Origin of the sequence: Streptomyces lonarensis, from assembly GCF_012033735.1 — a bacterium.
GTDB lineage: Bacteria > Actinomycetota > Actinomycetes > Streptomycetales > Streptomycetaceae > Streptomyces > Streptomyces lonarensis.
This window is the reverse complement of the sequence record NZ_JAAVJD010000175.1, coordinates 1-11,090: the sequence shown is the minus strand read 5'-3', so window position 1 is coordinate 11,090 and position 11,090 is coordinate 1. Positions and strand designations below refer to the sequence as shown.

The 11,090-nt window shown below is 70.2% G+C and carries 12 protein-coding genes; 4 read left to right on the top strand and 8 right to left on the bottom strand.

Annotation, left to right across the window (positions count from 1 at the left end; translation table 11 throughout):
• Nucleotides 1-97: 97 nt before the first annotated feature.
• The 5 genes from HCN56_RS18940 to HCN56_RS18920 form a co-directional block, all read right to left on the bottom strand.
• Nucleotides 98-859: a hypothetical protein gene (locus HCN56_RS18940; RefSeq protein WP_167972749.1), complete on the bottom strand. Its 762-nt coding sequence runs from the start codon at nt 857-859 to the stop codon at nt 98-100.
• A gap of 579 nt (nt 860-1,438) precedes the next feature.
• Nucleotides 1,439-2,527, bottom strand: a complete 1,089-nt coding sequence (locus HCN56_RS18935) for a radical SAM protein (RefSeq protein ID WP_167972747.1) — start codon at nt 2,525-2,527, stop codon at nt 1,439-1,441.
• A gap of 19 nt (nt 2,528-2,546) precedes the next feature.
• Nucleotides 2,547-3,080: a class IV adenylate cyclase gene (locus tag HCN56_RS18930; RefSeq protein ID WP_167972745.1), complete on the bottom strand. Its 534-nt coding sequence runs from the start codon at nt 3,078-3,080 to the stop codon at nt 2,547-2,549.
• Between the two features lie 222 nt (nt 3,081-3,302).
• Entirely contained in the window at nt 3,303-3,518 is a 216-nt protein-coding gene (locus HCN56_RS18925) for a hypothetical protein (protein WP_167972743.1), read from the bottom strand.
• 209 nt (nt 3,519-3,727) lie between these two features.
• Nucleotides 3,728-3,958, bottom strand: coding sequence for a hypothetical protein (locus HCN56_RS18920; protein WP_167972741.1), 231 nt, complete (start codon nt 3,956-3,958; stop codon nt 3,728-3,730).
• 125 nt (nt 3,959-4,083) lie between these two features.
• On the opposite strand from HCN56_RS18920, the gene HCN56_RS18915 reads away from it, so the two are divergent.
• Entirely contained in the window at nt 4,084-5,427 is a 1,344-nt protein-coding gene (locus HCN56_RS18915; protein ID WP_167972739.1) for a helix-turn-helix domain-containing protein, read from the top strand.
• Here the strand turns inward: HCN56_RS18915 and HCN56_RS18910 are convergent.
• A complete protein-coding gene (locus HCN56_RS18910) occupies nt 5,405-5,938 on the bottom strand; it encodes an NUDIX hydrolase (protein ID WP_167972753.1) in 534 nt (177 codons plus the stop codon). The genes HCN56_RS18915 and HCN56_RS18910 overlap by 23 nt on opposite strands.
• Nucleotides 5,939-6,131: 193 nt before the next feature.
• Here HCN56_RS18910 and HCN56_RS18905 point away from each other — a divergent pair, with 193 nt between their 5' ends.
• Both HCN56_RS18905 and HCN56_RS18900 read left to right on the top strand, forming a co-directional pair.
• Nucleotides 6,132-6,278 (top strand): hypothetical protein, encoded by a 147-nt coding sequence (locus tag HCN56_RS18905; protein WP_167972737.1) that lies wholly within the window; start codon nt 6,132-6,134, stop codon nt 6,276-6,278.
• A gap of 2 nt (nt 6,279-6,280) precedes the next feature.
• Complete coding sequence (locus HCN56_RS18900; protein ID WP_167972735.1) at nt 6,281-6,751, top strand: NUDIX domain-containing protein; 471 nt, start codon at nt 6,281-6,283, stop codon at nt 6,749-6,751.
• Nucleotides 6,752-6,856: 105 nt separating this feature from the next.
• On the opposite strand, the gene HCN56_RS18895 is transcribed toward HCN56_RS18900, so the two are convergent.
• Together HCN56_RS18895 and thiC are read right to left on the bottom strand one after the other, a co-directional pair.
• The gene (locus HCN56_RS18895) at nt 6,857-7,390 is read right to left on the bottom strand and encodes an NUDIX domain-containing protein (protein ID WP_167972733.1); all 534 of its coding nucleotides are present in this window, start codon (nt 7,388-7,390) and stop codon (nt 6,857-6,859) included.
• Nucleotides 7,391-7,515: 125 nt separating this feature from the next.
• Nucleotides 7,516-9,381, bottom strand: coding sequence for a phosphomethylpyrimidine synthase ThiC (gene thiC / locus HCN56_RS18890; protein WP_167972731.1), 1,866 nt, complete (start codon nt 9,379-9,381; stop codon nt 7,516-7,518).
• 213 nt (nt 9,382-9,594) lie between these two features.
• Here thiC and HCN56_RS18885 point away from each other — a divergent pair.
• Nucleotides 9,595-11,090 (top strand): YibE/F family protein (locus HCN56_RS18885; protein WP_376770894.1); only part of this gene is annotated, 1,496 nt, incomplete at its 3' end.

Below are 11,090 nucleotides of genomic sequence, written 5' to 3'. Positions count from 1 at the left end.
CCCCCCCCCCCCCCCCCCCCCCCCCCCCCCCCCCCCCCCCCCCCCCCCCCCCCCCCCCCCCCCCCCCCGGCCGCTGCCCGGGACGGGCCGCGGCCCGTCAGCCGCGGAAGACCATGGTGCAGACCAGCGTCTCGCCGCCGTTGACCGTCCAGTGCCAGTACGAGGTCGCGTCGTTCTCGCTGCGCGCGCACGCGCCCGAGGTGACCTCCTCCGGCGCCGGCAGCACGCCGGTGATGTGCATGACCTGGTTCCACGGCTCGGGCGCCGCGTCGGTGGTGCAGTCCACCAGGCTCATCAGGTTGCCGTCGACGATGCGGCCCTCCTCGCCGTCCTCGTCCTGCTCGGCGAGCATGCAGTGGCCGACGCGGAACTGGCGGTCCAGGCAGAGCACGATCTGCTCGCCGCCGGGCGCGGTGTGCGGCCAGTGCATCTCGCCCGGCCCGTTCGGGCAGGCCTCGATCGAGCTCTCGACGGCGGTGACGGCCATCAGCCCCTCGTCCGCCTCGCAGTCGGCCTTCCAGGGCAGGTCGGTGCTCCAGTCGACGCCGTTGTGGAAGAGCGTCAGGCAGTCGCCGGGGCGCACGTCGCGGAACGCTTCGGTGGTGGGGTCGCCGGGTCCGCTGGTCGAGACGTCGTCCGCGCCGTCGTCGACGGGGACGTCGTACCCGCCGCCCGCGCCGAGTCCGCCCGGGCCGCCGGCGCCGCCGGGCAGCCGGAACTCCTCCAGGCCGTCGAGCGCGAACTCACCCGACGCGTTCGCGGCCTCGGCCCGGGTGTCCGACCCGGCGCGCGCGTCCGCGGTGAACGCCACCGCGAGGGACGCGATCAGCAGCACGATCAGCGCGATCGCCCACGGCACCGGCGACGCGCGAGACGTGGGGGGCAGCGGCGGCGGTGTGGGTCCGCTCTGCCACCCGGGTTGCCAGGGCTGCCCGCCGCTCATGCCGACTCTCCCGTGCCCGCCAACATCCGCACTCACCTGCCGTGATCCGGTAACACCATACGACCTGTCCAGGAGTCGCCTACCCGACTGCGCTGCTCCTGCACGTATCGTCCCGGGCGCACCCCGCGCAACGCCAACCGGGTCCGCCCTGGGAGGGGTTGCGGCGCCGTCGGCGCGCCGGGTCGCCGGCGCCCGGGAGGCCGAGCCCCGCCCGGGGGCGCGTGCGGCGCCCCCGGAGCCGGAGGCGCCCCGCTCTCCGGGCACCGCCCCGGGGAGGGCGCGCCCGGCTGCTGTGCCCCCTCCGTAGCCCTGCCAGTCGTGGGCCGGTCTTCCCTTAGGACCCTCGGGCAGCCGGCGCAGCTGTGAACATGCCGCTCACCTCAGCGCCACGGGGCACCAGGTCTGGCCGGCGAGGTCAGCTCGCAGCCGGACCGCCCTTCCCGCCAAGGTCATGGGTGGTCCGCCGCTCATGGTGTTGTCAGGGCGTGCCGTCGATCACGCGGCGGCACCGTACTGGCTGGTCAGCCGCCGGACTTCGGCATCCTTGAAGGCTTGCACCTCTTCCACGATCCCGCTCTGCGAGAGCTCGGCCACGGGGACGCAGAGGTCCATCCGTTGAATGCAGACGCCGACCATGTACTCCCCCTGGTCGGTGAGGTAGAGCCGGACGCCGTAGTAGCCCTCTTCGCAGTCCGTGTCGTTGTTGAAACGGCACGACGCGCAGGTTTCCGGGAGCCGTACCGGCAGCAGCCGTTTGACGTAGACGGCCCGGCTGCCGAGTGCCCGGTAGAGGGTGCGCTCGTCGGAGGTGCCGGCGGTGAAAGTCCGAAGCACCGGTTCCGCACCGACCCGGGCCAGTACTTCGGAGATCGCCGCGATCGACTCCGCTCCGTCCTGGATGCTGGTGAGCATCCGCACGTCCGCGAACTGGCCGTACGACTCGACCAGGTTGACGACCCGGTCCACGTGCGCCATCCCGGGAACAACGATGTTCACGGAGACCTTCACTCCGTTGGACACGGCGGCCCGGATGGTCTGCTCCGCAGCCCGGATCTTCGTTTCTGCCAGGCCCGCCGACGTGAAGCGCTCGGACTGAACGGCCTGAAGCTCATCGGCGGTGGTGCCGAAGACGGAGACATTGACCCGATTGAGGCCGGCCACCGAGCACTCCGGCATCACCTGTCGGCCGCGCTCCCCGTTGCTGGTCATCCCGACGCTCAGTCCCATGCCGGTGAGCGCCGAGACCAACGAGGACACCTCCGTGTGAAGGGTGGGTTCCCCTCCCGTGAGGTGAACCTCGCCGGCGTTGAACGCCCTCGCGACGGTCCGCACCGCCCGCCGGAAGGACATGTCCGGAGCCATCTTCGCCGCGAGGAAGTTGACGCCGTTCGTCTCGCTGTAGATCGACACGCGGCCGGTCCTGCCCGGTCCCGCGACGAAGGGCAGCAGAGCGCGGCCCTTGTTGTCGGCGGTGACCGGCGTTCCCTCGTTGTGGCAGAACGTGCAGGCCAACCCGCATTCGTCGATTACCTTGACGCGGATGGTCCTGTCACGGACAACCCGGACCGCCGTGCGTTGGGTCACTGACAAGGCTTGTCTCCTGTCACTCGAACGTAAGCCGGGGGATCGCTTCGATGTCGATCCCGTACCGGCGGTAGACCTTGGTCGTGTTCTCGCTCGTCAGCTCGGCCAGGGGAAGCCCGAGCGTGAGCGCCGTCGCGTGGACGTGATCGGCGCTGTCCCCCTCGATCTCCAGGTACGGGGGGATCAGCGGCCACTCGTCGATCTCGATGGCCGCGCCCCCCAGCGTCCAGGAGGACCGACGATTCTCCTGGTACGCCTTCGGCTGGTAGCCGAGCCTGCCGAGGAGCGTGTTCGTGGCGTCGAAGTCGCCGACGCTCGTCTCCGTTTCGGTCACGCCGTCGATCGCGTCGGAGTGGATCTCCTTGACGCAGAGCGTGACGACGGTGCCGGTGTCACGCAGACGGACCCATGCCCCGGGCAGGTCGGGGATGTCGTAGACGTAGCGACGCTGGAAGCGGTCGATCACGTGCTCGGCCCCGGCCTCCACCAGGAGTGCGCGGATCTTCTCGGGCTGGACGTTGAGAAGCTTCGCTTCGAACTCAGTTGCGGTCATCGGATGTTGCCCCTTTCGATCCGAGGTTTCGTGATGTGCGAGCGCACGATAACGACGATCGCGTCACCCACCTGCCGGCGGCGCTCGGTAGGGCGGGCTCCGCCCGGCTCGGCCGGATGCATCCTGCTCCTTTGGCAGCCGTCCTCCGGGGCCGGTGCGATCCGGCGGCCGTGGCCCCGTGTGCGTGACAGTCGCGCGTCGGCCGTCGGCCCGCCGCATTGGTCAGTGAAGGACCACGCGGAGAAGCCCGTCGCGTCCAGCCACGAGCCGTGCCCGAGTCCGCGTGATGTGCACGGGCAACGCGGCGCCCAATACGTAGAGGTTGCCGTCGGCGAACTCCAGAAGTCTGCGCCCACCCGCGACGCGTCGCACGTTCGTCACCGTGTGCGGGTTCCCGCCGATCATGATCACGTCACCGGGGCGGACGTTGTCGCCCATCGTTCGGACGGTCCGACTCGTCGAACCCTTCATTGCGCCTCCAGGCGTCCTTGGTCCCGCACTGCGATGGCGACGGACGGGGTAGGGGCGATCCGCCCCTACGGGGCGGATCGGGTCAGGCGCATTCGTGGCTGGTGGGACCCGCCGCGCAGGGGCATCAGTGGAGCAACCGGCGAGGGTGCAGCAGGTGCACCGGCCGCACGCACGAGTCACAGTCCGATGCGGCTGTGCCGGTTCCGCACGGCCAGGCGTGTGCTCAGTTCCTCCCGTGTCCCGGGCGGCACCACCTGCGCGGGCAGAGCCTCCCACTCGATGCCGCCGCCGATCGGTCGCAGCTGCACGCGGCCGCCCACCTCGCCCATCACGATGCCGACGCGTCCGGTCGCACGATCCACGGCCGGTTCACCGATTTCGGGTCGCGTCTGCTGGTTGTTCGTCATGCACATCAGGCTCTCGAATCGTCGGCACCTCGTGGAAGGCCATGTTGGTTACCCAACTTGGCTAATATGGTGCGAAGTCGGTGCCCAGTGACGTTTCGTATCTCTGAGCTGTGGGAGCCAGCCCGATGATCGAGTCATCTCGCTCACCAGAGTTGCCTGCAGGGCTCCTCATGCATCCTCAGATGATCGCGGCATGCCGCGCCCGTGACTTCTCTGCAGTGTTCCGAATTGTCAAGACCCGAGCGGGCATCTATCCCTCGATGATCGCGCGGCGGTGCGACCTCACCCCGAGTCGTGTCGGCGAAGTCTTGTCAGGTCGGCGTCAGTTGCTCCACATGGATGTCATCGAGCGCATCGCCGATGGATTACGGATCCCTGGGCACATGCTCGGATTGGCGCGGCGGGAATGGGAAACCCCCGTCGGACTCCGGGATGCGGTAAAGGAGCAACCTCGACCCGCCCTGCCCGTATCATCGCCTTCTGCGTCTTTGCCGGGCCCGGAGGTCGAAGGCATCATCGCCCTCACCGCCCGGCCCGCCCCGACCCCTTCCACGCTCCTCGCGCTGCGTGCCGGTATCGAGGACTACTGGCGGCGGGACGATCAGCACGGAGGCGAGACGTTGCGGCCTGCTGTCGTCGGGCAGCTCCGCTACGTTGTCGGGTTGCTCAACGGGACAAGCCTCGGGGCCATCCGGCACGATCTGCACGGCGTGGCCGCCGAGCTCGCGCGCCTCACAGGGTGGATGTACTTCGATGCTCGGCAGTACACCCGAGCCCGTTCGTACTTCACGGAGGCTTTGCGCTTCGCCCGGGAGATCGACGACCGGGAGTTCACGGCCAATGTCCTGGCCTGCATGAGCTTGCAGGCTACGTACCAGGACCGGCCAGGGGACGCGTTGGCATTGGTCAACGCGGCTCAGGACGAGGCCCGCGCGGCGGTCGGCACCACTCCCCGCGTGCTGTCGATGTTGTCCTTGCGGGAGGCGTTCGCGCAGGCGACTCTCGCCAGCCACGCCGGTACGCACGCGGCCATTGGTGAGGCACGTCGCCAGTTCGAGCGGATCAAGGGCAGCGACCCCGACCCCCCGTGGGTCACCTACTTCGACGAGGCGAAGCTCGTCGTTGATACCGGTATCGCACTCGGTCGACTCGGTGAGGCTGCGACTGCGGAGCCCTTGATCGCCGATGCCTTGAGGCGGGCGAGCGGCACCAACCGGAGGGGGCGCGCGTTTCACACGTTCTGGCTGGCCCGTACACAACTCCAGCTGGGCAAGCTGGATCATGCGTGCCAGACGGCGACGGAAGCGCTGGAGCCCGCTGCCTCGGTCGGGTCGGAGCGGGTGGCCGGGCACCTACGCGAGTTCTACGACGAGCTGGCCCCGCATCGGCGGGAGCCCGCAGTGCTGGCTTTCGAGTCACGGCTGCGTGATCTTCTTCCAGCTCGGGTCAGCGCATCCCGGCGTCCATGAGTACATACAGCAGGCCGACGAGAGAGCCACTGCTCACGATCTCGCGGCGGTCGATCATGCCGCGGACGTCCGCCAGCGGGATCCACTCGATGCGGTCGGACTCGTTCTGCTCGGTGGGAGGGCCGACGTACGTGGCCCCGTCGGCACGGAACAGATGGTGTTGCGAGTCGGTGATCCCGTTGGCCGGCTCCGCGTAGATCAACGGTCTCATCGGACCGGGCCGCCACCCAGTCTCCTCCATCGTCTCTCGTGCGGCGGCCTCGGCGGGACTCTCCCCGTCCTCGACAAGGCCCATGGGCAGTTCCCACGCCCACGCATCCGTGACGAAGCGGTGCCTCCACATCATCAGAATCTTCTGCTCGTCGTTGATCACGGCGGCCACCGCCAAGTGACGGAGTTTGACGACGTGGTACTCCCAGCGGCGTCCGTCCGGCTGCTCCACGTCGGTCAGCCACAGATTGACCCATTGGTTCTCATAGATCGGACGTTCCCCGTGGATCTTCCACTGCATCGCTCTGCCCCTCTCGTCGACGCCCAGCATCGCAGAGGAAAGCCGCCCCGGTGGCCGAGCCGACCCCAATTAATGTCAGATTGACGAAAATTGTGCTTCCGCTGTGACCGCAGGAGCTCGAACGGGCGGGAGGACGTCCGGGCGCGCGTCCGCGGGAGGAGAGTGCCAGCGGCGGCTTCAAGCTCCCTGCTGGTTGGCCTTTACGCACTACCCGCCGCTGCACGAGGTGGCCGGCGTCGACGACCCGACAGCGCGAAGGCGGCGTGCTCGACACGACACCTACGTCGAGAGCTTCGACGCGGTCTGGTCCACGGCGACGCCCGCGCGGCAGGAGGAGTGACCATGGCACGGACCGAGTACTACGACGACCCGAACGCGCCCGAGCCGAACAGCATGGTGGCCGCGGCCTCGGCCGTCGTCACCGACGAACAGGGACGCATCCTGCTCCAGCGGCGACGCGACAACGACCTCTGGGCCCTTCCCGGTGGCGGCATGGAACTGACCGACTCGCTGCCGGGGACGGCCGTCCGCGAGGTGAAGGAGGAGACCGGTCTGGACGTCGAGGTCACGGGCCTCGTTGGCACCTACACCGACCCGCGGCACGTCATCGCCTACACGGACGGCGAAGTACGCCGACAGTTCAACGTCTGCTTCACGGCGAGAATCGTCGGCGGGCGACTGGCGATCTCCGAGGAGTCCACGGAGCTGCGCTTCGTCCCTCCGGATCAGCTGGAGCACCTGCCGATCCACCACACGCAGCGACTGCGGCTGCGCCACTTCCTGGAGCACCGCGACCGGCCGTACCTCGGGTGACCCCTGCCCGAGCCTCGCCCAGTCCGTGATCTCCCGTGTCCGCGGGGCGGAGAGGCCGCCGCACCGGGAAGAGCGTCGCGGTCGGGCCGCGTCACCGCCACCGCGTCAGCGGAGCCCCTCGTCCACCAGGAGGTACAGCAAGCCGACCAGTGAACCGCTGCTGACGACCTCCCTGCGGTCGATCATGCCGCGGACCTCCGCCAGTGGAATCCACTCGATGCGGTCGGACTCGTTCTGCTCGGTGGGAGGGCCGACGTACGTGGCCCCGTCGGCACGGAACAGATGGTGTTGCGAGTCGGTGATCCCGTTGGCCGGCTCCGCGTAGATCAGCGGCCGCATCGGACCGGGCCGCCACCCCGTCTCCTCCAGCGCCTCCCGCGCGGCGGCCTCGGCGGGTGTCTCGCCGTCCTCCACCAGGCCCATCGGCAACTCCCAGGCCCAGGAGTCGGTGACGAAGCGGTGCCGCCACATCATCAGCACCTCGCGCCGTTCGTTGACGACGGCGGCCACCGCCAGATGGCGGAGCTTGACGACGTAGTAGTCCTGGCGGGCGCCGTCCGGCTGCTCCACGTCGGCCACCCACAAGTCGACCCAGGGAGTCCGGTGGACCGGACGTTCCCCGTGGCTCTTCCACCGCATCGCCGCCCCCAGTGCTCGCCTCCGGTCAGCGTAGCGGCGGGTGCGTCCGCTCCGGGGCGCTGCGCCGCTCGCACCACGCCGGGCCGACCGGCGACGCCCGGAGCGTCACCGGCCGACCCGGGCGGTCAGTCGGCCAGCGGGAGGTAGACCCGGTTGCCGGAGGCCGCGAACTCCTGCGACTTCTCCAGCATCCCGGCCTCGATCTCCTCGGGCGTCGCGTTCACGCCGCCGCCGAACCGTTCGTTGATGTCACGGCTGATCTTCATGGAGCAGAACTTCGGTCCGCACATCGAGCAGAAGTGCGCGGTCTTGGCGGGCTCGGCCGGCAGCGTCTCGTCGTGGAAGGCGCGCGCGGTGTCCGGGTCGAGCGCCAGGTTGAACTGGTCCTCCCAGCGGAACTCGAAACGGGCGTCGGAGAGCGCGTCGTCCCACGCCTGCGCCCCGGGGTGGCCCTTGGCCAGGTCGGCGGCGTGGGCGGCGATCTTGTAGGTGATCACCCCGGTCTTCACGTCGTCCCGGTCGGGCAGGCCCAGGTGCTCCTTGGGGGTGACGTAGCAGAGCATCGCCGTGCCCCACCAGCCGATCATCGCCGCGCCGATCCCGGAGGTGATGTGGTCGTAGCCGGGGGCGATGTCCGTCGTCAGCGGCCCCAGCGTGTAGAACGGCGCCCCGTCGCAGATCTCCTGCTGGAGGTCGATGTTCTCCTTGATCTTGTGCATCGGGACGTGGCCCGGGCCCTCGACCATGGTCTGCACGTCCATCGACCGCGCGACGCCCGTCAGCTCGCCCAGGGTGCGCAACTCCGCGAACTGCGCCTCGTCGTTGGCGTCGGCGATGGAGCCCGGCCGGAGCCCGTCCCCCAGCGAGTACGTGATGTCGTACGCGCGCAGGATCTCGCAGAGCTCCTCGAAGTGGGTGTAGAGGAAGCTCTCCTGGTGGTGGGCGAGGCACCAGGCGGCCATGATCGAGCCGCCGCGCGACACGATCCCCGTCTTGCGGCGCGCGGTCAGCGGTACGTACCGCAGCAGCACCCCGGCGTGCACCGTCATGTAGTCCACGCCCTGCTCGGCCTGTTCCACCACCGTGTCCCGGTAGACCTCCCAGCTCAGCTCCTCCGCCCTGCCGCCGACCTTCTCCAGCGCCTGGTACAGCGGCACCGTTCCGATGGGGACGGGGGAGTTGCGGAGCACCCACTCGCGGGTGGTGTGGATGTTGCGGCCGGTGGAGAGGTCCATGACGGTGTCGGCGCCCCAGCGGGTCGCCCAGGTCATCTTCTCCACCTCCTCCTCGATGGAGGAGGTCACCGCGGAGTTGCCGATGTTGGCGTTGACCTTCACCAGGAAGTTCCTGCCGATCGCCATCGGCTCGGACTCGGGGTGGTTGACGTTGGCCGGCAGCACCGCCCGTCCCGTCGCGATCTCCTCGCGGACGAACGCCGGGTCGACGCTCTCCCGGACGGCGACGTACTCCATCTCCGGGGTGATCACCCCGCGCCGCGCGTAGGCGAGTTGGGTCACCGCCCCGCCGTCGCGGCCCCGGCGCGGCAGCCGCGGGCCGCCGGGGAAGACGGCGTCCAGGGTGTCCAGCCCCGCGCCGCCGGCCGCGGAGCGGCGCGCCCCGTCGTCCTCGGGACGCGGCGCGCGCCCCGGGTACTCCTCCGTGTCGCCGCGTTCGCCGATCCAGCCTGCCCGCAGGGGTTCGAGGCCGCGCCGCACGTCGGTCGCGGCCTGCGGGTCGGTGTACGGGCCGGAGGTGTCGTACAGCGTGACGTGGCGTCCGTCGGTGAGGTGGACCCGACGGACCGGGACCCGCAGGTCGGGCCGGGAGCCCGAGAGGTATCCCTTGTGCCAGCCGGGTGCCGGGGTGGGCGCGGCCGGGGCTTCGTGGTCGGTGACGGCGCTGTCCGCGGCGGCCGGGGAGCCCGGTGCGGACGGTGTCGTCGGGTCGGTGGCGGCCCGCTGGGCGCGCGCGTGTGCGTCGTGCGAGGTCATGAGACCCACTCCCTACGCCGGCATTACCCGGTACAGGTTCAGCGGTCGGCGCAGCTGTCGGCTGCCGTGGCCCCTCGGCCCGGTCGTTGCCGGTCAGCGCCCTCTCAGCCCCGTGCTCGGAGCTCCCGCGACGTCAGATGTGCGGCACCCACGGTAGCGGCACACCGCGAGCTGTGACCAGGGCACGCCAGGTTCTCTTGCGATGATCGTCCGGTGACATCTCATCGGGACGACCCCTACGACGCTCACGACCACCCCCACGGCCACACCCACCAGCACGGGCCGGCCGCGCCCGTCTCGGCCCGCCTCCGCAAGGTCATCACGGCCGTGCTGCTGCCGTTCGCCGCGGTGATGGTGGGCGGCATGGTGCTGCTGTGGCCCGGGGGTGTGCCGGACCAGCAGGAGCGCACCGGGGTCGGCTACGACCGGCAGGTGGAGAACGCCCGCGTCTCCGACGTCCGCGAGGAGCCCTGCGACGACCTCGGCGTCGCGGTGCCGCAGGGCGTGAGCGGCGCCTGCGAGGTGGCGACGGTCGAGGTCACCAGCGGCGACCACGTCGGCCGGACCTTCGAGGAGGTCGTGCCGCCGGACGCCACGCAGCGGTTCGAGACCGGCCAGGGCGTCAAGGTCGCCTACGCGCCGGACGCACCGGAGGAGCTCCAGTACTCCGTCTACGACGTGGAGCGGTCGGTGCCGATCATGGTGCTGGCGCTGATCTTCGCGGTGGTGGTCGTCGCCATCGGACGACTGCGCGGACTGCTCGCGCTGGTCGGCCTGGTGGTCACCTTCGGGGTGCTGACGCTCTTCATCCTCCCGGCGATCCTTCAGGGTTCCAACCCACTGCTGGTCGCGGTGTTCGGCGGCAGCGTGATCATGCTGGTGACGTTGTACCTGGTGCACGGGGTCACCGCGCGGACCTCGGTGGCGATCCTCGGCACGCTGATCTCGCTGGTGATGATCGGGGTGCTGGGGTCGCTCTTCACCAACTGGGCGCGGCTCAGCGGCAACACCGACGACCAGACCGGCCTGGTCCACGCGCTCTACCCCGACATCGAGATCCAGGGACTGCTGCTCGCCAGCATCCTCATCGGCTCGCTCGGCGTCCTCGACGACGTGACGGTCACCCAGACCTCGGCCATCTGGGAGCTGAAACAGGCCGATCCGCGCGCCGGGTGGGTGAAGCTCTACGCGGCCGGCATGCGCATCGGCCGCGACCACATCGCCTCCGTCGTCAACACGCTGGTGCTGGCGTACGCGGGCGCCGCCCTGCCGCTGCTGCTGCTGTTCACCATCGCCCAGCAGTCGGTGGGGACGGTCGCCTTCAGCGAACTGGTCGCGGAGGAGATCGTGCGGACGCTCATCGGCTCGATCGGGCTGGTGGCCTCGGTGCCGATCACCACGGTGCTGGCGGCGCTGGTGGTCAGCGCCGACCGCGACGGCGGGGTGCTGGCGCCGGAGAGCGGCGGGCCGGGGACCGACGGCGGCGGGCCCGGCGGTTCGGGCCCGTGGGGCCCCGGCCACCCGCCGGCCGGTGGCGGTCCCGGTGGGCACGGTCCCGGTGGGCACGGCGGCCACGGTGCGGGCGGTCAGGGTCGGGGCGGCCCGGCGGCCGGCGGGAGCGGACCATGTCGGCCGGGCTCTACGCGCTCGACGCGGGTGCACAGGACACGCAGGGTCCGCACCAGCAGGACGAGATCTACCTGGTGGTG